19 protein-coding genes are annotated in these 20,194 nt (G+C 66.7%); 1 reads left to right on the top strand and 18 read right to left on the bottom strand.

All coding sequences use genetic code 11. From position 1 onward, the window contains the following. Nucleotides 1-28 precede the first annotated feature (28 nt). The gene (gene nusA / locus NA2_RS08160; RefSeq protein WP_008596105.1) at nucleotides 29-1,642 is read right to left on the bottom strand and encodes a transcription termination factor NusA; all 1,614 of its coding nucleotides are present in this window, start codon (nucleotides 1,640-1,642) and stop codon (nucleotides 29-31) included. A 1-nt stretch (nucleotide 1,643) separates the two neighbouring features. Continuing rightward, nucleotides 1,644-2,333 carry a ribosome maturation factor RimP gene (rimP, locus tag NA2_RS08155; protein ID WP_040677184.1) on the bottom strand — a complete coding sequence of 230 codons (690 nt, stop codon included), beginning with the start codon at nucleotides 2,331-2,333 and terminating at the stop codon, nucleotides 1,644-1,646. A 255-nt stretch (nucleotides 2,334-2,588) separates the two neighbouring features. Between rimP and NA2_RS22155 the strand changes: the two genes are divergently transcribed. After that, nucleotides 2,589-2,750: a hypothetical protein gene (locus NA2_RS22155; protein ID WP_008596103.1), complete on the top strand. Its 162-nt coding sequence runs from the start codon at nucleotides 2,589-2,591 to the stop codon at nucleotides 2,748-2,750. On the opposite strand, the gene trmB is transcribed toward NA2_RS22155, so the two are convergent. The 16 genes from trmB to NA2_RS08075 form a co-directional block, all read right to left on the bottom strand. Further along, nucleotides 2,744-3,454, bottom strand: coding sequence for a tRNA (guanine(46)-N(7))-methyltransferase TrmB (gene trmB / locus NA2_RS08150; RefSeq protein ID WP_008596101.1), 711 nt, complete (start codon nucleotides 3,452-3,454; stop codon nucleotides 2,744-2,746). The two genes, NA2_RS22155 and trmB, sit on opposite strands and share 7 nt — an antisense overlap. A gap of 66 nt (nucleotides 3,455-3,520) precedes the next feature. Further along, on the bottom strand, nucleotides 3,521-4,798 hold the full coding sequence (gene metK, locus NA2_RS08145; RefSeq protein WP_008596100.1) for a methionine adenosyltransferase: 1,278 nt from the start codon (nucleotides 4,796-4,798) through the stop codon (nucleotides 3,521-3,523). Nucleotides 4,799-5,008: 210 nt separating this feature from the next. After that, nucleotides 5,009-5,422, bottom strand: a complete 414-nt coding sequence (locus tag NA2_RS08140) for a helix-turn-helix domain-containing protein (protein ID WP_008596099.1) — start codon at nucleotides 5,420-5,422, stop codon at nucleotides 5,009-5,011. Nucleotides 5,423-5,552: 130 nt separating this feature from the next. Further along, nucleotides 5,553-7,136, bottom strand: a complete 1,584-nt coding sequence (gene lnt, locus NA2_RS08135) for an apolipoprotein N-acyltransferase (RefSeq protein ID WP_008596098.1) — start codon at nucleotides 7,134-7,136, stop codon at nucleotides 5,553-5,555. A gap of 127 nt (nucleotides 7,137-7,263) precedes the next feature. Next, complete coding sequence (locus tag NA2_RS08130; RefSeq protein WP_040677182.1) at nucleotides 7,264-8,325, bottom strand: hemolysin family protein; 1,062 nt, start codon at nucleotides 8,323-8,325, stop codon at nucleotides 7,264-7,266. Nucleotides 8,326-8,352: 27 nt separating this feature from the next. Then, entirely contained in the window at nucleotides 8,353-8,856 is a 504-nt protein-coding gene (gene ybeY / locus NA2_RS08125; RefSeq protein ID WP_008596096.1) for an rRNA maturation RNase YbeY, read from the bottom strand. A gap of 14 nt (nucleotides 8,857-8,870) precedes the next feature. Next, nucleotides 8,871-9,839, bottom strand: a complete 969-nt coding sequence (locus tag NA2_RS08120; RefSeq protein WP_051011606.1) for a PhoH family protein — start codon at nucleotides 9,837-9,839, stop codon at nucleotides 8,871-8,873. Between the two features lie 59 nt (nucleotides 9,840-9,898). After that, on the bottom strand, nucleotides 9,899-11,311 hold the full coding sequence (gene miaB / locus NA2_RS08115) for a tRNA (N6-isopentenyl adenosine(37)-C2)-methylthiotransferase MiaB (protein ID WP_008596093.1): 1,413 nt from the start codon (nucleotides 11,309-11,311) through the stop codon (nucleotides 9,899-9,901). 52 nt (nucleotides 11,312-11,363) lie between these two features. Then, entirely contained in the window at nucleotides 11,364-12,158 is a 795-nt protein-coding gene (gene olsA / locus NA2_RS08110; RefSeq protein WP_008596091.1) for a lyso-ornithine lipid O-acyltransferase, read from the bottom strand. A gap of 144 nt (nucleotides 12,159-12,302) precedes the next feature. Then, a complete protein-coding gene (gene rimI / locus NA2_RS08105; protein WP_008596090.1) occupies nucleotides 12,303-12,788 on the bottom strand; it encodes a ribosomal protein S18-alanine N-acetyltransferase in 486 nt (161 codons plus the stop codon). Continuing rightward, nucleotides 12,788-13,468 (bottom strand): tRNA (adenosine(37)-N6)-threonylcarbamoyltransferase complex dimerization subunit type 1 TsaB, encoded by a 681-nt coding sequence (tsaB, locus tag NA2_RS08100; RefSeq protein WP_008596089.1) that lies wholly within the window; start codon nucleotides 13,466-13,468, stop codon nucleotides 12,788-12,790. Before tsaB ends, rimI begins: the two co-directional genes overlap by 1 nt. Next, nucleotides 13,465-13,932 carry a GNAT family N-acetyltransferase gene (locus NA2_RS08095; RefSeq protein ID WP_008596088.1) on the bottom strand — a complete coding sequence of 156 codons (468 nt, stop codon included), beginning with the start codon at nucleotides 13,930-13,932 and terminating at the stop codon, nucleotides 13,465-13,467. The genes tsaB and NA2_RS08095 overlap by 4 nt, the downstream gene beginning before the upstream one ends. Continuing rightward, nucleotides 13,904-16,102, bottom strand: a complete 2,199-nt coding sequence (locus tag NA2_RS08090) for a malate synthase G (protein WP_008596087.1) — start codon at nucleotides 16,100-16,102, stop codon at nucleotides 13,904-13,906. Before NA2_RS08090 ends, NA2_RS08095 begins: the two co-directional genes overlap by 29 nt. A gap of 96 nt (nucleotides 16,103-16,198) precedes the next feature. Then, nucleotides 16,199-18,229, bottom strand: a complete 2,031-nt coding sequence (locus tag NA2_RS08085) for a hydantoinase/oxoprolinase family protein (RefSeq protein ID WP_040677180.1) — start codon at nucleotides 18,227-18,229, stop codon at nucleotides 16,199-16,201. 39 nt (nucleotides 18,230-18,268) lie between these two features. Next, nucleotides 18,269-19,009, bottom strand: a complete 741-nt coding sequence (locus NA2_RS08080; RefSeq protein ID WP_008596085.1) for an arylmalonate decarboxylase — start codon at nucleotides 19,007-19,009, stop codon at nucleotides 18,269-18,271. Nucleotides 19,010-19,013: 4 nt separating this feature from the next. Continuing rightward, nucleotides 19,014-20,192: a mandelate racemase/muconate lactonizing enzyme family protein gene (locus NA2_RS08075; protein WP_008596084.1), complete on the bottom strand. Its 1,179-nt coding sequence runs from the start codon at nucleotides 20,190-20,192 to the stop codon at nucleotides 19,014-19,016. Nucleotides 20,193-20,194: the final 2 nt, after the last annotated feature.

The raw sequence follows: 20,194 nt of genomic DNA, 5'->3' as shown, positions 1-20,194 counted from the left end.
TCCACGGTATCTCCCGCTCAGGCCCATCTCAGGCTTCCGCAGCTTCGGCGTCCTCGGAACCGGCTTCCTCGCCTTCATCGGCGGCCGCCAGCTCTTCCTCGGTGATCCAGCCGACCTTCAGGCGCGCGGCAACGACCATCTGCTCGGCCTCGACGCGCGAGATGTCGAGATCGGAGAAGACCCCGGCCTCGAACTTGGTCTCGCCGTCCTTGCGCTCCTTCCAGCCGACGAGGTCGTCGACCGCGTAGCCAGCAAAATCCTCGATGGTCTTCACGCCATCCTCGCCGACCGCCACCATCATGGCGGTGGTCATGCCGGGCAGCTCGCGCAGCTCGTCCTCGACGCCCAGCTCCTTGCGCCTTGCGTCGCGCTCTTCCTCGATGCGGTCCAGATATTCGCGGGCGCGCATCTGGATCTCGCCGGCAGTGTCGTCGTCGAAACCGTCGATGGACGCGATCTCGCCCAGCTCGACGAAGGCGACTTCCTCAACGCTCGAGAAGCCTTCCGACGCCAGAACCTGGCCGACCATCTCGTCGACGTTGAGGGCGTCCATGAAGAGGCCCGAACGCTCGGTGAATTCCTTCTGGCGACGCTGCGATTCCTCTTCCTCGGTCAGGATGTCGATGTCCCAGCCGGTAAGCTGCGAGGCGAGGCGCACATTCTGGCCGCGGCGGCCGATGGCCAGCGAAAGCTGGTCGTCCGGCACCACCACCTCGATGCGCTCCGCGTCCTCGTCGAGCACCACCTTGGCGACTTCCGCCGGCTGCAGCGCGTTGACGATGAACGACGCCGCGTTCTCGTTCCACGGAATGATGTCGATCTTCTCGCCCTGAAGCTCACCGACGACCGCCTGGACGCGGCTGCCGCGCATGCCGACGCAGGCGCCGACGGGATCGATCGAGGAATCATGGCTGATCACGGCGATCTTGGCGCGCGAGCCCGGATCACGGGCGACCGAACGGATCTCGATGATGCCGTCGTAGATTTCCGGCACTTCCATGGTGAACAGCTTCGCCATGAACTGCGGATGGGTGCGCGACAGGAAGATCTGCGGACCGCGCTGCTCGCGGCGCACGTCATAGACATAGGCGCGGACGCGGTCGCCATACTTGAAGATCTCGCGCGGGATCAGCTCGTCGCGGCGGATGATCGCCTCGCCACGGCCGAGATCGACGATGACATTGCCGTACTCGACGCGCTTGACGGTGCCATTGACGATCTCGCCGATGCGGTCCTTGTATTCGTCGTACTGGCGGTCGCGCTCGGCCTCGCGCACCTTCTGCACGATGACCTGCTTGGCGGACTGGGCGGCGATGCGGCCGAACTCCATCGGCGGAAGCTGCTCGGCGATGAAATCGCCGGCCTGGGCGTCCGGGTTGCGGGTGCGGGCATCTTTCAGCGAGATCTCGCGGGCCGGTTCCTCGACCGCCTCGACCACTTCCATCAGGCGCTGCAGCTTCATCTCGCCGGTCTGGGCGTTGATGTCGGCGCGGATGTTGGTCTCCTGACCGTAGCGCGAGCGCGCGGCCTTCTGGATCGCATCGGCCATCGCGGCGATGACGATCTGCTTGTCGATGGACTTTTCGCGAGCCACCGCGTCGGCGATCTGCAGAAGCTCCAGCCTGTTCGCACTGACAGCCATTTTATTCTCCTTCGGCCTGGGTTCCGGTTTCTTCGTCCGGAGCCCGCTCTGTTCCATTTTCCTTGCTGGACCGCAACGCGGCCCGCTCGCTTGCGGTCGGGCGGCGGTCACGCTTGCGCTGACGGCGCTCTTCCTTGTCCTGTCTCAGGGCGTCGCGGACCAGCTCATCGGTCAGGACCAGCCGGGCCTCGGCGATCGCCAGGAAGGGTATCCCGTAGAGGAAGGCTTCATCTTCCTCGCTCTCCACCGTTTCCGGCTCGATGGTCACCGTCTCCTCGTCGCTCTCGACCACAAAGCCGCGGAAGCGCTTGCGGCCCTCGAGCGGCTCCGCCGTCTCAATCTTCACCAGATGGCCGACGGCCGCAGCGAAATCGGACTTGCGCACCAGCGGCCGGTCGATGCCGGGAGACGAGATCTCCAGCTGGTAGGCGGTGTCGATGGGATCTTCCACATCGAGCACCGGAGACAGGGCGCGGCTGACCTCCTCGCAATCCTCGACCGACATGGTGCCGTCGGGACGCTCGGCCATGATCTGGAGCGTGGCGCCCTCCTGCGCGGTCATGCGCACGCGCACCAAGCGGTAGCCGATGGCGCCCAGAACCGGAGCGATGATCGCCGCCACGCGCGCCTCGATGCCGCTCTCGCGGATCAGCCGGTCGTCACCGATCATTTCTCCTGAAACTGCCGTCATCAAGCCTCCGGGCAGATGCCCTTAACAAAAAAGAGCGGGACCGGCGGGACCCACTCTCCGTCATAGTGACCAAGAATTTGATTGCGATATAGCCGAGACGGCCCCTTTTTTCAAGGGCCGATGGGCGGGGCCTCCGCCGGACGCGGATGCTGCGACGCACAATTGCATGGCAGCCCTGCCGATTCGTCGCTTCTTTCTCGGCGACGGTGGGACTATCTATGCTGCAATGCACAAGCAAAGTGAAAGGCAATCGTGATGAGCCGCAACTTCATGCGTGGAATCGGCGAATTCTTCGGCACCATCGAAAGCGCGATGGCGGTTTCCGCGGCGGTGCGCGACCGTCGCCGCGCCAAGGCCGCCGACCTGAAGCGCCTCGGCATCGATCCCGAGCAGTTTTACGCGTCGCAGCGCTACTGACTGGTGCGGCGGAAGGTGAGATAGGCGGGGGTCCGGCCCTCGCGGATCGCCTTGGCTTCGTAACGCGTTCCCGGCCAGCCGTCATAGGGTGTGCGCCAGTCGGCGGCGCTCGCGGCGCACCATTCGAAGGCCGGGTGCGCACGGCAGTGCTGCAACGTCCAGTCGACATAGGTGTCGATGTCCGAGGCGAAGCGAAACGGCGCGCCCGGCTTCAGGACGCGCGCGAAGCGGTCGAGATTGACGGCGCTCACGAAACGCCGTTTCCAGTGCCGCTTCTTGGGCCAGGGATCGGGATACAGAAGATCGATGCCGGCCAGCGCACCCGCAGGAAGCCAGTCCAGCAGAACCGTGGCGTCGTCATTGTAGACGCGCAGATTGCCCGGAAGCCCTCCCGCGTCCTCCACTGCGGCAGCCATCTTGGCCATGCCGTTGACGAAGGGTTCGACGCCGATGAAGCCGGTCTGCGGATAGCGGGCGACCTCGCCAAGCAGGTGCTCGCCGCCGCCGAAGCCGATCTCCAGCCGTACGGATTCAACCGGATCGGCAAACAGAGATGTCAGATCGGAGGGGGGATCGCGGCGGAGGTCGATCAACGCCGATGCCAGGAAGGTCTCGAGCGCCGCGCCCTGCTTCGGACGCAGGGTCTTGCCGTGCCGGCGGCCGTAAAAGGCTTCCGTAGCCCGCTTTCGCCGCTCTTCGGCCATTCGAAATTTCCCAGCAATTGTGCCGACGGCGCCGGTTCCCGCAAGGAGCCGGCGCCGCGGATCTGACTACGCGGCCTGCGCGACGGCCTGCTTCAGCATCTTGACCAGATCGGTCCGCTCCCAGGAGAACGCGCCATCACGGCTCGCCTTGCGCCCGAAATGGCCGTAGGCGGCCGTGCGGGCATAGATCGGACGGTTGAGATCGAGATGCCGGCGGATGCCGCTCGGCGAAAGATCCATCACCTCGCGAATGGCGGCCTCGACCTCCTCCTCGGAGATGCGGCCGGTGCCGTGCAGGTCGACATAGACCGAGAGCGGCTGGGCGACGCCGATGGCATAGGAGAGCTGGATGGTGCAGCGTTCGGCCAGGTTGGCAGCCACCACGTTCTTGGCCAGGTAGCGCGCCGCATAGGCGGCCGAACGGTCGACCTTGGTCGTGTCCTTGCCGGAGAACGCGCCGCCGCCATGCGGTGCCGCACCGCCATAGGTATCGACGATGATCTTGCGGCCGGTCAGGCCGGCATCGCCATCCGGTCCGCCGATGACGAACTTGCCGGTGGGGTTGATGTACCAGTTGCAGTTGGACGCAACCGAGATGCCGCCCGAGGCGAGCGCTTCCTGGATATAGGGTTCGACGACCTGGCGCACCTTCTTGCTGTCCCAGGATTCCTCGAGATGCTGCGTGGAGAGCACGATCTCCGTCACTTCGGTCGGCTTGCCGTCGACATAGCGGACGGTGACCTGCGCCTTGGCGTCGGGACCGAGCCTGCCGGCATCGCCTTTGTTCTCCTTGCGGGCATCGGCGAGGAGCTGCAGGATCTTGTGCGAATAATAGATCGGCGCCGGCATGAGGTCCGGCGTCTCGCGGCAGGCGTAGCCGAACATGATGCCCTGATCGCCCGCGCCTTCCTCGCCCTGCCGGTCGGCGGCGTTGTCGACACCCTGGCCGATATCGGGCGACTGGCCGTGCAGGAGGACGTCGATCTTCGCCGTCTTCCAGTGAAAACCGTCCTGCTCGTAGCCGATGGCGCGAATGGCGCGCCGGGCGGCCGAGCGGAACCGCGACGGGTTGATCAGCGGATTGCCCTTGGCATCCGTCACCACCGCGCCGTCCTTGTCGTGTTTCAGGAGCGATTCTGGCACACGCACCTCGCCAGCGATGACGACGCGGTTGGTGGTGGCGAGGGTTTCGCAGGCCACGCGCACTTTCCACGGGTCCATGCCGGTTTTCTTTGCTTCCCGGTAGACCAGGTCGACGATCTCGTCGGAAATGCGGTCGCACACCTTGTCGGGGTGGCCTTCGGAAACGGATTCACTTGTAAAGAGATAGGTCTTGCGTGCCACGGGTGTCCCCTCTGAGAAGAAGCCGATCGGAACGTCGGCAACAGGCGCACATCTGTTAGCCAAGCTCACCCGCAAAGGTCAAGCTTGGATCAGCGGCGACATCTCAAAAACGGGGCAGGATGGGGAAGGGGCGCGTACGCCCGTCCCCCATGCGTCGCATATTATGTCATCAGTTGCGTAAAAAACTGATCAATGGACCGAGGCTGCGCCTCAATCCTGGCTTTCCGCAGCGAGGACCTTCACCAGGTCGATGATCCTGCGGCGTACCTTCGGATCCGAAATCTTGACGAAGGCCCTGTTGAGCTGGACTCCCTCGCTGCTGTTCAGGAAATCGACCACGAAGGACGCACCGTCCTCAGCCATCCCCCCGGCAGCGCCCGCATCCTCACCCGGTGCGCCCTCGAAGAAGAACGACACCGGCGCACTCAGAACCGAGGCGATTGCCTGCAGCCGGCTGGCGCCCACCCGGTTGGTGCCCTTCTCATATTTCTGGATCTGCTGGAAAGTTATGCCCAGGCTTTCACCAAGCTTTTCCTGGCTCATTCCCAGCATGTTTCTTCTGAGTCTTATCCGACCACCAACATGGATATCGATCGGATTCGGTTTTTTCTTATTCTTGTTCATATATTCCCTCGCCATCAGGCACGGGGTTGCCATTGACCGACGCGCCCAAAACCTTGTCTCAGCCCCAAGCTTGACAATACGGTATCGGAGTAGTCGGCTTACACACTATGCGTACCCGAATGGCGATGTGTCAATTCGGTCTCAACCGGCGAACGATACTCCCAAGCAGAAGCAAGAACCCGAAACCCAACGCAACAATGGCGCTGTTGGTTCCCGGCGTGCCGTAAGAATATTTTTCTCCTCTGTGCAGCGGCACCTCGACATCCAGCGCTCCGACCGCGTTCAGATCGAAAGCGTCGACGATGCGCCCGTCGGAATCGACCACGGCGGAAATTCCGTTGTTGGCGGCACGGACCAGCGGAATCCCGGATTCTATGGCCCGCAGCCGCGTCTGGCGAAAATGCTGATAGGGACCGGGCGAAACCCCGAACCAGGAATCGTTGGTCACGTTGAGCAGCAGATCGGCGCCGGCGGTCGCCCCGTTAACCAGGCGCGGAAAAATAATCTCGTAGCAGATGAATGGGAGCGCCCGAATGCCCTCGGCGACGGCGATCGCGTGGCGCGGCGCGCCCCCGGTGAAGGGTCCCGCGGACTGCACGATCGCGCCGATCCCGAGCCTCTCCAGAAGGCCGGCGAACGGCACGTATTCCCCGAACGGCACCAGATGCGTCTTGTCCACGGCATCAAAGATCGTGCCATCCGACGCGACCGCCACGACGGCGTTGTAGTAGCGGGTATCGCCGGCGCGCTCCCCGCCCTCGCTGCGCACGGCGCCGGTGAGCAGCACCTGGCCGTCCTCCAGGAGATTTCCGAGTTCGGCGAGGGCATCCGGACGGTCGGTGAACAGGAAAGGGACCGCCGTTTCCGGCCACAGGATGGCCTGCGGCCGCGGCGTTCCCTCCGGCCGGGGGCTGGACGACAGGTCCATCAGGGTCTTGAAGATGCGGTCCTGTTCCGCGGCATCCCACTTCTCCGTCTGCGCGATCGAAGGCTGGACGATGCGGAGGGCAAGGGCTCCACCGGCTTCCGGCTCCTGCGCCAGCCGCAGATATCCGTAGCCAAGCTGCACGGCGATACACAATGTCGCAGCCGCGACGCCGGGAACCAGATGGCGGCGCGTGCCCAGAAGCGCCGGCGCCGAGAAGACGAAGACGGCCAGAATGTTCATGCCGTCCAGGCCAACCAATTTAGCCGACTGCATCGCAAGTAAAGTCGGCATCGCAGAATAGCCGATGGCATTCCACGGAAATCCGGTGAAGATGATCGAGCGGACCCATTCGGCCAGGCCGAAGGCCAGTGCCAATGCGACGAGCCGGAGAAGGCCTCCCGACCAGACCATCCGAGCCAGGAAAGCCGCCAGCCCGTAGAAGACGGCCAGGAAGGCGGGCAGGCCGACGACGGCGAACGGCCAGGCCCAGGCAAAGTTGTCCGCATCGACCAGGAGCGCGTTGCCGATCCACCACAAGCCGAGCAGGAAATAGCCGAACCCGAACCACCAGCCCGTCGCGAAGGCGGGCGCGAGGCGCGACAAGAAGCCGCGCCCGCCTCCCTCCGCTCCATCGAGCAGCCAGACCAGGATCGGGAAGGCGATGAAGCAGGCAGCGAAGAAATCAAACGGAGGCTGGGAGAACGCAGCACCCGCGCCGGCGGCGAAAGCCAGCAGAGCGCGTTGCCAGCCGCTCAGCAAAATCACCCGTCCGGCGAGGCTCTCCATGGGTCCGTCCGTGCAGCATGAATCAGGCTTCAAGGAGTATCAGCACATCGCGACAGGGCAAAACCCTATCGAGCGGTTTCAGCGGCATTGCACAGGACAGGACGGCGGGGATCCGGCCGAATGCGTGTCAGGCCGCATCCATGGGCTTGACGAGGCGGCGCCTACGCTCCGAAGCGCGGTTGTGGACGATGCGCACCCGCTTGACGCGGCGCGGATCGGCGTCCAGCACCTGAAACTCGAAGCCCGGGATCGCCTGAACCACCTCGCCGCGCGCAGGGACACGGCCGAGCGCGTTGAAGATCATGCCGCCGATCGTGTCGACGTCCTCGGTATGCTCCTCGGCGCGAAACGCCTCGCCGATAACCTCGGCGACATCCTCGATCTCGGCCTTCGCGTCGACGACGAAGACGCCATCGCTGGCTTCCTCGATCATCGGGGCGTCGTCATCGTCATGCTCGTCCTCGATGTCGCCGACGACCATCTCGACGATGTCCTCCAGCGAGACGAGGCCGTCCGTGCCGCCATACTCGTCGATGACGAGCGCCATCTGCGTGCGCGTGGCCTGCATCCGCGCCATCAGGTCGGAGGCAAGCATGGACGGCGGGACGAAGAGCAGCCGCCGGATCAGGCTCAGCTCGCCAATGGTGCTCGCCAGGTCGACCTTGCTCAGATCGAAGCCCGTGGCATCGACCGCCTTGACCCGGCCGCGCCCGCGTTTCGGCCGCGAGGCGCGGATCAGATGGCCGACCACGTCGCGGATGTGAACCATGCCGCGCGGGTCGTCGAGCGTCTCGCCATAGACAGGCATGCGCGAATGGCCGCAGCGCTCGAACGCGTTCAGCAGGTCGCCGAGCGTCGTGGAAAGCTCGACCGCTTCAATGTCGGCGCGCGGCACCATGACGTCCTCGACCCGCAGTTCGCGCAGCCGCAGGATGTTGTTGAGCATCGCCCGCTCGCCAGGCGAAAAGGCGGTGTTGTCGTGGGTGTGCTGGGACAGCGCGTCGGCGAGATCGTCGCGCAGCGACGAGCCGTTGCGCAGGCCGAGCGCCGCCATCATCCTCTCCCAGAGGGAAAGGCGGCCATTGCCGGCGCCATATGTGGATCTACTCGATCCCTCATCTCCCTCCTCGGGAGAATTCGTCTCGCTGCCAGGCGTCTCGCCCGCGGCGATCATCGTGTTCTCTGTCATGGCCCTGTGGTCGATTGCACCCTTCAGTTATGCATATGGATCGGCAATGGCAAGACTTTCGAGAATATTCCTCTCCAGTCCCTCCATCTCGTCGGCCTCTTCCTCCGTCTCGTGGTCATAGCCCAGAAGATGAAGGAAACCGTGAACGAGGAGATGCGTCAGATGGTCTTCGAAGGTCTTGCCCTCGTCGTCCGCCTCCCGCACCACGGTCGAATACGCGATCGCGATGTCGCCCAGCGGGACCGGGTCCGGCCCGGCGACGGCAGGCGGCGCGGCGGGAAAGGAAAGCACATTGGTGGGCTTGTCCTTGCCGCGCCACGCGCGGTTTATCTCCCTGATCCCGTCATCGTCAGTGAACAGCAGGCTGACGGCGACGTGGTCTTCCAGATCGGCTTCGCTCACCGCAACGGCCGCGCCGATGGCCCGGCGCGTCAGCGCCAGCAGGTCCGCCTCAGGCGGCCAGGCGCCCGCCTCGACCGTATGGTCGAGGACGATGGCAGCCCTGTCCTGAGCATCGATTGCAGCGTTCATCGGCGTTTTCCGGGTCAGCCCCGCGCCTGCCGATCATAAGCCTTGACGATGGCGGCGACCAGCGGATGGCGCACGACATCCTTGTCGTCGAAGCGGACGGTGACGATGCCGGGAACCCCGTTCAGGACTTCCAGCGCCTCGACGAGACCCGATTTCGTGTTCGGCGGCAGGTCGATCTGGCTCGGATCGCCGGTCACGATCATGCGCGCGTTCTCGCCCAGGCGCGTCAGGAACATCTTCATCTGCATCGGCGTCGTGTTCTGCGCCTCGTCGAGGATGACGACGGAGTTGGCCAGCGTGCGGCCGCGCATGAAGGCGAGCGGCGCGATCTCGATGACGTCGGCGGCCAGTGCCCGCTCCACCTTGTCGGCGGGCATCATGTCGTAGAGCGCGTCGTAAAGCGGCCGCAGATAGGGATCGACCTTCTCGCGCATGTCGCCGGGAAGGAAGCCAAGCCGCTCGCCCGCTTCCACCGCCGGGCGCGACAGGATGATGCGGTCGACGGCGCCGCGCTCGAGCAGCATGGCCGCATAGGCGACCGCCAGGAAGGTCTTGCCGGTGCCGGCGGGGCCGATGCCGAACACGAGCTCGGAACGTTCCAGAGCGCGCATATAGGCGTCCTGGTTGGCCGAGCGGGCGTGCACCGTGCGCTTGCGGGTCGAGATCTGCGCCGCCGCGAGCTTGCCCTTGCCCTCCAGCGTCGGGAGGACAAGCTGGTCGTCTGCCGCGATGGCCAGGCGCACTGCGCCATCCACGTCCGAAGCCGCGATCTCCGCCCCGCCCTGCGCCATCTCATAGAGATAGTCGAGCGCGCGGCGGGCCTGCGTCGCGGCCACGCTGTCGCCCTTCACGGAGAGCTGGTTGCCCTTCGAGCGGATGTCGACGCCGAGCGCCTGCTCGATGCGCGCAAGATTCTCGTCGAAGGGTCCGTAGAGGGCGCTGGCCAGCTTGTTGTTATCGAAGGTGAGCACGATGTGCGCCATGTCCGATGCCCCGGAGGGCAGGTTCTTCAACTCAGTGCTGGCGGTCAAACGCCTCTCCTTTAAAACACCGGTTCAGAAAACAGGCTGTTGGAGCCTGCGTCCGTGATTCGAACCCTGATAATGTCGCCGATTTCGCCGGCCTTTTCATCAACAATAACCGGCTGGAGCCAGGGCGAGCGGCCGACGCGCTGGCCCGGCTGGCGACCAGGTTTTTCGAGCAGGACATCGAGCTTCCTGCCGACGAGGCTGGCGGCGAAGCCGCGCTGCTGCTCCAGCAACAGCGCCTGCAGCGCCTGCAGGCGCTCGTTCTTGACGTCTTCGGGTAGGTGACCGTCCATGTCCGCGCCCGGCGTGCCCGGCCGCGGTGAATATTTGAACGAGAAGGCCTGCGCATAGGTCACATCGCGGATGAGGCGCATCGTGTCCTCGAAATCCGCGTCGGTCTCGCCGGGAAACCCGACGATGAAATCGCCGGACATGGCGATGTCGGGCCGGGCAGTGCGAATGCGGTCGATCAGCCGGCGGTAGTCGTCGCCGGTGTGCTTCCGGTTCATCGCCTTCAGGATGCGGTCGGAACCGGACTGCACGGGCAGATGCAGATAGGGCATCAGCGACGGAAGGTCGCGATGGGCGGCGATCAGCGCGTCATCCATGTCGCGCGGATGGCTGGTGGTGTAGCGCAGACGGTCGAGGCCGGGGATTTCGGCCAGCCGGAACAGAAGCTCGCCAAGGCCCCACTCGCGTCCATCCGCGCCTTCGCCATGCCAGGCGTTGACGTTCTGGCCGAGCAGCGTCAGTTCGCGAACGCCGGCCTCGGCCAGTTGCTCGGCTTCGGCGACGATCTGCGCCACGGACCGCGACACCTCGGAGCCGCGCGTATAGGGCACAACGCAGAAGGTGCAGAACTTGTCGCAGCCTTCCTGCACCGTGAGAAACGCCGTCACGCCCCTGGCGCGCACCACCTTCCGCTGCGGCGCGGGCAGATGCTCGAACTTGTCCTCGATGGCGTAATCGGTCTCGACGATCTTCTCGCCGCCCCGCGCGCGCTTCACCACCATCGGCAGGCGGTGATAGGTCTGCGGGCCGATCACCAGATCGACCGCGGGCGCGCGGCGCAGGATCTCCTGGCCCTCGGCCTGCGCGACGCAGCCGGCCACGCCGACCACGGTCTCGCGCCCGAGCGCGCCGCGCTCCTGCTTCAGCTGCCGGATGCGGCCAAGCTCGGAATAGACCTTCTCCGCCGCCTTCTCGCGGATATGGCAGGTGTTCAGCAGGATCAGGTCGGCATCTTCGATCCGCTCGGTCGGCGCATAGCCGTCCGCCGCCAGCGCATCGGACATGCGCTGCGAATCGTAGACGTTCATCTGGCAACCGTAGGTCTTGACGAAAACCTTCTTGCCGTCGGGCCGCGCTTCAACCGCGTCGCGCGTTGCCGTATCGCCAACGCTTTCGAGGGAATAATTCTGTTCCATGCCGGTTTCCTAACGGTTTTGCGTGTCAAAAAACAGACGATTCTTTGTCCGCTCAGGAATTGCCGCCGCGCAGCATCGCCCTCAGCATGCCGCGCACCTGGGCCTCGGCCTGGCGGGCGACCGTCTTGCGGTCCCCCTGCGCCGCGAAGGGGATCGGGTCGCCGTAGCGAACCGACACGTCGAGCGGACGGGCGGCGAAGACAGACCGCAGGTGCGGCACGAGATCGGTATCGCCGATCCAGGCGATCTGCGCGCGCTCGCGCCGGTCGAGGCGAAGCCCGCCCTTGCGCGTGTAGGCCAGCGCCACCGGCTGCACCGTGACCTGTCCGGTCTGCGACCCCGCCAGCGCCATCTGCGCCGCGCTGAACAGGGTGCTGTTGAACGGCAGCAGGCGGTTTCCGTCACCCGTCGTGCCTTCGGCGAACAGCACCATGGGATCCCCGTCCGCCAGGCGCTCGGCGATCTCGCGCGCCTGATCGGGCGAGGCGCGCCGGCGCTCGCGCTCGACGAAGACGGAGCGCTGCTGACGGGCGAAGGTGCCGAGCACGGGCCAGTGGCGCATCTCCGACTTGGCGATGAAGTGGACACCGTCCAGCGAGCCGAGCACAAGGATGTCCAGCCACGAGACATGGTTGGCGGCGATCAGCAGGGGCCGGTCCGCGACCGCCGCGCCCTCGACCTCCAACCGCACGCCCAGAACGCGCAAGGTCATCCGGTGCCAGAGCCGGGGAATGCGCCGGTCGCTCATCAGCGGCGTGCGCAGCGCGATCTCCTGCACCACCAGAAGCGGCAGGGTGTAAAGAGCGACCGTCAGGATCGCGATGAGGAAACGCAGGGTGCTGAGCATCAGCCGGTGCGGCCTTTCGGTTTGAATGTCACCACGCATGGCGCCGGATCGCCGTGCGTCCTTTCGGGCGCTCTAAGGACAATCTAAATCATTGATGGAGCAGCGGAATAACCGAGAACCGGATCCCACTTTCAGTCCGATGCTCTAGCGAAGGTCCCGGCGCATGACAAGCGCGCCGGTGCGCATGCCTTTCGCATCGCGGTAGTAGTCCGGCCGTCCGCCGACCTGATGGAAGCCGAGGCGGCGGTAGAGCGCGATCGCCGCGACATTGTTCTCCTCGACCTCGAGAAACAGGGCTTCCGCCCGGTCGGCGTGCAGCCGGCGCAGCACCGCGTCCATCAGCTGCCGTCCAAGGCCCTGCCGGCGCTGTCCGCGCGAAACGGCGATGGTGAGGATTTCCCCCTCGCCCGCGGCCTGACGCGCCAGCACGAAACCGACGGGCCGGCCCGGGCGCCTGCCGACCGGGGAGACGGCAAAGCCGAAGACGGCATCCTGCGACAAAAGCGCCTCGAACTCGGCGTCGCTCCACGGTCGGGCGAAGTCCTCACCGTGCAGATCCGCGAGGACCAGGCTGTCGGCGACTTCGAGCGGACGCACCGCATGCTCCGTATGTCGGGAGAAGAGCGCCATCAGATCTCCTTGCGCGGCAGAACGAAATTCTGCTGCGGGGTCGCTTCCGGCGCGCGGAGATAGAGCGGCCTGGGTTTTTCCCCGGCGTCTCCCTTTGCGGCGGCGAGACGGGCATAGGTGGCGATGTCGGCGGTGGCGTCCGCCGCGCCCATGTCGAATGTCCTCCCTGAGGCGGCGGCGACAAGTTCCGCCGCGCTGCCGCACAGGACCGGGTTTTCACGCGCGGCCCATTGCGCCAGGATTTCAACGGACAGGCTTGCGGGTTCGAGCAGGACGCCGCCATCGGAGCCGAACGCGGCGGCGAAAAGCTGCTCCGGCCGCTGGCCGAGCACCACGAGAACCGGCCGGCCGGGAAACGCCGCGCGCGCCTCGTCGGCCAGCGCTTCCAGCGTGCTGACGCCGGTGGCCGGAATTTTCAGCGCCAGTGCCAGGCCGCGCGCCGCCGCCACGCCGACGCGTACGCCGGTGAACGATCCCGGCCCGACGCACACCGCTACAGAGGAGAGACCGGCATAGCCGCATCCCGCGGCGCCGAGCGCCTCCTCGATCACGCCCATGACATGTTCGGCATGTCCCTTGCCGAGATCGCGCACGGACCGGCCCAGCTCGGCATTCGCCACGCTGTCGTAAACGGTCGCCGCGCACAGCCGTGCGGCGGTATCGATGGCAAGGATCCTCACGGCGCGACGACACCCTTCAGGGGCAGGCGATACTGCGGCAGAGTGCGTCCCGGGATCGAGCCCGAGGGAGTCCGGCCCGTCAGAACGGCGCCGCAGCGCTCGTAGAACGCGGCAGCCCCGGGATCCGCATCGAGGACGAGCGCCGGCGCGCCGCGTCCCGCCGCCTCGTTCCTCGCCCAGTCGAGCAGCGCCTTGCCGACACCCCGACCCTGAAGGCCGGGTTCGGTGAACAGCTTGGCGAGTTCCGCTTCCCCGTCCTCGAACAGGAGTTCGGCCACGCCGGCGGGGACGCCGTCGATCTCTGCGACCATGATCGCCGCGCCGGGCCTTGCCGGATCGACCGTCAGCTCGGCGCGGCACGCCTCGATGAAGGCCGCGTCATAGCCATGCACGGCTTTCGAGCGCAGGCAGAGCTCGGTCAGGGCCGGCCCCTCGTCAGCCGCCGGTGGCCGCAGTCGCAGCATCCGCCCCGTCCCGCTTCTTGAGTTCGATCCTTCGCGCATGCAGTACAGGCTCGGTGTAGCCGTTCGGCTGCTCGCGTCCCCGGAAGACCAGGTCGCAGGCCGCCTGGAAGGCGATGGAGCCGTCGAAGTCGGGCGCCATCGGGCGATAGAGCGGATCACCGGCATTCTGCCGGTCGACCACGGCGGCCATGCGCTGCATGGTCTCCATCACCTGTGCCTCGTCCGCCACGCCGTGATGCAGCCAGTTGGCGATGTGCTGGGAGGAGATGCGCAGCGTCGCACGGTCCTCCATCAGGCCGACATCGTCGATGTCCGGCACCTTGGAGCAGCCGACACCCTGGTCGATCCAGCGCACCACATAGCCCAGAATGCCCTGCGCGTTGTTGTCCAGCTCCTTCTGGATTTCCTCCGGCGTCCAGTTGGGGCGGGTGGCGACCGGCACCGACAGGATGTCCGACAGTTTCGCGCGCGGCCGGTCCCTGAGCGTCGCCTGCACCGCCTGCACATCGACCGTGTGATAGTGGGTCGCATGCAGGGTGGCGGCCGTCGGCGAGGGCACCCAGGCCGTGTTGGCGCCGGCCTTCGGGTGACCGATCTTCTGCTCCAGCATCGCGGCCATCAGGTCGGGCATGGCCCACATGCCCTTGCCGATCTGCGCATGGCCGGAGAGGCCGCATTCCAGGCCGATATCGACGTTCCAGTTCTCATAGGCCGCGATCCACGCCGCCTGCTTCATGTCGCCCTTGCGGATCATCGGGCCGGCTTCCATCGACGTGTGGATCTCGTCGCCCGTGCGGTCGAGGAAGCCCGTGTTGATGAACACCACGCGGTCCCTCGCGGCGCGGATGCACTCCTTCAGGTTGACGGTGGTGCGCCGCTCCTCGTCCATGATGCCCATCTTGATCGTGTTCGCCGCCATGCCGAGCGCCTGTTCCACACGGCCAAACAGCTCGACCGCGAAGGCCACTTCCTCCGGACCGTGCATTTTCGGCTTGACCACATACATCGAGCCGGCGCGGCTGTTCCTGCGCCGGCCGTCGGGGCCGATGTCGTGCAGCGAGACCAGCGCCGTGAACATGGCGTCCATGATGCCTTCCGGCACCTCTTTGCCGTCGCCGTCGAGGATCGCCGGGTTGGTCATCAGGTGCCCGACATTGCGCACCAGCATCAGCGAACGGCCGGGCAGGACGAGCTTGCCGCCATCGGGCGCGGTGTATTCGCGGTCGGGATTGAGGCGGCGGGTGAAGCTGCTGCCACCCTTCGTCACCTCCTCTGCGAGATCGCCCTTCATCAGGCCGAGCCAGTTGCGGTAGACCGCGACCTTATCCTCGGCATCGACGGCGGCGACGGAATCCTCGCAATCCTGAATGGTGGTGAGCGCCGATTCCAGCACCACGTCGGCGATGCCTGCGGCATCCGTCCGGCCGATCGGGTGATCGCGGTCAATGACCACTTCGGCATGGAGGCCGTTCGTCACGAGCAGCACCGCCGCCGGTGCTTCGGTCGCGCCACGGTAACCGGCGAACTGCGCCGCGTCCTTGAGGCGGACCGCGCCACCACCGGTCTTCACGACAAGCTGACCATCGATGACGGAAAGCCCCGTCGCCTCGGACCAGGAGGCGCCGTCGAGCGGCGCGCTGCCATCCAGGAAGCCGCGCGCCCAGGCGATCACCTTTTCGCCGCGCTTCGGATTGTAGGCCTTGCCCTTCTCGGCGCCGTCCGCCTCGGAAATCGCATCCGTGCCGTAAAGCGCGTCGTAGAGCGATCCCCAGCGTGCATTGGCGGCGTTCAGCGCGTAGCGGGCGTTCATCACCGGGACGACGAGCTGCGGCCCGGCGACCAAGGCGATCTCGGGGTCCACATTGGCGGTGGAAACGCTGACCGCGCCGCCCTCGGGCAGCAGATAGCCGATCTCGCGCAGGAACGCCTGGTAGGCGTCCTGGTCCACCGGCGCGCCATTGTCGCGGTACCAAGCGTCGATCTTTTCCTGAAACGCATCGCGTTTGGCAAGCAGCGCCCGGTTCTTCGGCGCCAGATCCCCGACGATGGCGGCCAGCGCCGTCCAGAAGCGTTCGGGTTCGATGCCGGTGCCAGGCAGTGCTTCACTTACCGCAAAAGCGTGGAGTTCTTCTGCAATCCTCAATCCATGAAGCTCGACACGGCTCGTCATCTCGACACTACTCCTCATCCCGATCGTAGAAATGTCCGTTGCTTTCACCATGCCCGGCGCAGCGGGTCAATTCGCCAGTCGGTTGAAGCTGTATCGTCATGCATCGCGGTGACGGGCGACGCGGGGCCGGCCCGCGGCCTCGGCCGTCACAAACGCTTCGACAAAAGTTCGCTGCCCGTCCGTCTCGACGGCCCGCACGTCGCGTGCGACGCGCAGCTCCGCGTCCTGCGCGCCGGCGGCGACCGCCCGCTCGAACGCCTCGGCGCGCAGCATCTCCTCGGCGAAGGACATCGCCTCTTCCTCGCCGTTGAAATCGTGGATCGCGCCGGCCGTGCCGACACGGAAGACGCCCTCGCGCGGCTGTCCGACATGCGCCTCGATCCGCACCCGCACCTGTCCCACGACCGCGCCGATGGCATTGGCCACGTCCGCATGCTCGGGCAGCACGCATTCCTGTCCCAGAAATTCCGGCAGCTTGGCATAGTGAAGCGGCGCAGAAGCGCCGAGGCCGATCACCGGCCGGTCGAGCGCCAGACCGAGGCGCACCATGCCCACCTCCCGGTCGAGCGCGCGGCGCATCAGCGGGTCCATGACCAGGCTGCCGCCGTCCAGCCCGTCCTCACAGAGCGCGGTTTCGAGGAGCGCTTCGGCGGAACGGCGCGTGAGGCCGTCCAGAACCCTGGCGCTGAAGACTTCCGGAGACGGCGCCAGCGCCATGCCATTGCCGTCGCGGCGGCGGGCGAAGAGCATGGCTCCAAGCCGCGCCGCTTCCGCGTTCCAGCCGGATTGACGCTCCAGAACATGGGCGGCGTCGGATGGCGTGAAGCCGACGAGAAGCGCGAGGCCGCGCGCCACGAGGCGCCCGAGCGTCGCAAGCTGCGCGTTGGAGGTCAGCAGACTTTCCAGCGGCTGGGGCGCCGTTTCGAGCCGTTCATGCAACGCCCGCTCGCCCGGCGTCAGCCCGGCGGCATATCGCGCCGGGACACCGCTCAGGCAGGCAAACCGGCCATCGTGGCGGGCGGCCGTCGCCCTCTCGCCTTGCCGCCTGAGCACCACGAGGACGGCGTCGCCGTGGAGATGGGCGGCGAGCGACAGAGGCACCACCCGTCGCGGCCCCAGAAGAAGGCGCGGCTTCAACACACCTTCCTCGAGCGCCACCTCGGAATCGCCGCCGAGGCCGAAGGTGCGCATGGCGACCGCCTCCACCATCGTGCGATGGCCGCCGACGCTGGCGCCTTCCGGATCGATACGGGGATGGCCATCCTGAAGAACGGCGATGTCGGTGGTGGTTCCGCCGATGTCAGAGACGATCGCGTCGGTCAGCCCCGTCAGGTGCCGGGCGCCGACGAGGCTGGCCGCCGGTCCGGAAAGAATGGTCTCGATCGGACGGGCGCGGGCGAAGGCTGCGGAGACCAGCGCGCCGTCGCCCCGCACCACCATCAGCGGCGCGGCGATGCCGCGGGCCTCAAGAAAGCCTTCCGTCGCCGCCACGAGCCGGTCGATCAGGGAGACGAGGCGCGCGTTGAGCAGCGTCGTCAGCGCACGGCGCGGGCCGCCGAGCTGGGCGGAAAGCTCATGGCTCGCCGTCACCGGAAGGCCGGTGGCGGCGCGGATCAGGTCGCGGACGACAATCTCATGGGCCGGATTGCGCACCGCGAAATAGGCGCAGACCGCAAATGCGGTGACGCTGCGGCCCAGCGCCTCGACCTGTTCCTCCAGGGCGCCGGTGTCGAGCGGCGTCTCGTTGCCGTGAACGTCGTGACCGCCGGGCAGGAACAGCACGGGATCGGACCCCAACGCGCCGCGCAGGCCGGCGCGCTCCAGATCCGCCTCCTTGAAGCCGATCATGACGAGCGCAACGCGTCCGCCCTGCCCCTCGACCAGCGCGTTGGTCGCCAGCGTCGTCGACATGGAAACGAGGCCGATGGCGCCCGGCCGGGCTGCCGCACGCGCCAGGACCGCGTCCACTGCCCCGGCGATCCCTTCGGCCAGGTCGTGGCGCGTCGTCAGCGCCTTCGCCTTGGCGACCACGCCGGCGCGCTCGCCGTAGAGAACAGCATCCGTATAGGTGCCGCCGGTGTCTATGCCGAGCATCAACGTGTCTGGAGACGTGGTCGTATCGTTCATTTCCGATGCCTGGTCCGCGCTGTGACGCCAGGCCCGGATTTACCCCATGCGGCCGTCCGGCGAAAGGGCAGGGTCGAACAGCCGTCCGGCGCCTTGGGCATGCCGGTCGAGGCCGAGCAGGCCCATGGCGCCCCAGGCGCCCGCAAGCGCGCTGGAAACCACCGGCATGCCGCTGCGCCGCTCGACCGGCCCGGTCACCGGCAGGGTCCGCAGGCCGCCGCAGGAGATGAACAGGGCGTCGGCGCCCGGTGCCGCCTTGCCGGCCTCCACCCCCAGATCGATGAGGGCTTCTGTCGTCACCGTGGCGATTGTGTCCACATCCTCGATGTCGAGCGCGCGCAGCGCCGCCACCTCGAACCCAGCCCGCTCCAGATAGTCCGTCAGACGGTCGTTGACCGGATCGCTGTAGGCGGTGGCGACGGCCAGACGGCGCGCGCCCAGCGCCTCCAGCGCTTCGATGACGCTGTCGGTCATGGTCGTTGCAGGCAGGCCCGTGGCCGCCTTCATGCCGGCGATCAGCGCGTCGTTGAACGCCGCCCCGCGATAGAAGCTGAGCGAGGTGCCCATCAGCGAGATGGCCTCCGCGCCGCGTTCCCTGAGGCTGACGGCGAGCGCCTCCACCCGTTCGATCACGGCGTCGTATCCCTCGGGCGACAGCGCCTTCAGCGCCAGCCCCTCGGCAATGAAGCGCGCGCGGCCGCCATAGAGCTCCAGCGGCTCGGGCGGCACGTCGCCGGCCGCCGGAGGCACGATCATGCCGATGGTGGGCAGGGGCCGCATCGCCTTACCCCTTGCCATGGCCGGCAGCCGAGTGCCGCTCGGCGAACGCCTTCACGGCGTCCATGTCGAGATCGAAGCCCAGGCCCGGCCGCTCCGACATCGCCATCCTGCCGCGCTCAGGCTTCGCCAGCCCGGTGAAGATGCGTTCGCAGACATTCACCGCCGGGACGTGATACTCGACCAGGCCGCCATTCGACACGCCGGCATGGAGATGCGCGTTGTGGAAGGGCCAGCCGCCGCCATTGGCGATCGGCGTGGCGAAGGCATCGGCCATGGCCGCGATCTTCTGCGCCTGCGTGAAACCACCGCCGATCACCACGTTCGGCTGCAGGACATCGACGCATTTGCCGGCCAGCAGGTCGCGGAAGCGGAAGGAAAGCCCCTCGTTCTGGCCGCCGGCAAGCGGCACCGGGCTGCGGCGGCGCAGATCGGCCAGCCAGCCGATGTCGTTCTTCAAAAGGGGTTCCTCGAAGAAGTCGACATTGAAGGGCGCGACCGCCTGCGCCAGCTTGTAGGCGCTGTGCGGATCGAGATTGCAGTTGGCGTCGATGAAGAGCTGGACGTCCGGCCCGACAGCGGCGCGCACCGCGCCAACCCGGCGCGCATCCTCGGCGATCAGCGCGGCCACGTCCGTCACGTCGCGGCGGCGCGTCGCCTCGGCCGCGACCGTCATCTTGAGGCGCGTGAAGCCCGCCTCGACCCAGCCGGTCGCCGACTCGACCAGCTGCTCGATGGACAGGAAGTTGAACCCGCAGGTGACGTAGACCGGCACCTCGCTGCGCGCCCCGCCCAGCAGCCGCCAGACCGGCTGACCCAGGATCTTTCCCTTCAGGTCCCACAGCGCGGTGTCGACGGCGGAGATGGCATGCGTGGCATAGCCGGTCTGGCCGCGCGGGCTCATCAGCCAGAACAGCTTTTCCCAGATGGCTTCCGTGGCTAGCGGATCCATGCCCTCGAGCGCCGGCGCGGCGACCTCGCGGATCGCCTCGGCCACGGTGCGTTCCTCGGTGATCGCGGTGAAGCCATGCCCGACATGTCCGTCGGCGGTCTCGATGGTGCAGACCACCGCCGAGAGATCGAGCTTGCGGGTCACGCCCGCCGCCGTGATCTCGGAGGGCACATTCAGGGCGTAGCTGTGGACGCGCGTGATGGCGCGCGTTTTTGCCGAGGGCGACTGCAGCATGG

The sequence above is a fragment of the Nitratireductor pacificus pht-3B genome (genome assembly GCF_000300335.1).
Lineage (GTDB): Bacteria > Pseudomonadota > Alphaproteobacteria > Rhizobiales > Rhizobiaceae > Nitratireductor > Nitratireductor pacificus.
Note: the sequence above shows the minus strand (reverse complement) of the source record. Positions and strands in the feature narration are given on the sequence as shown.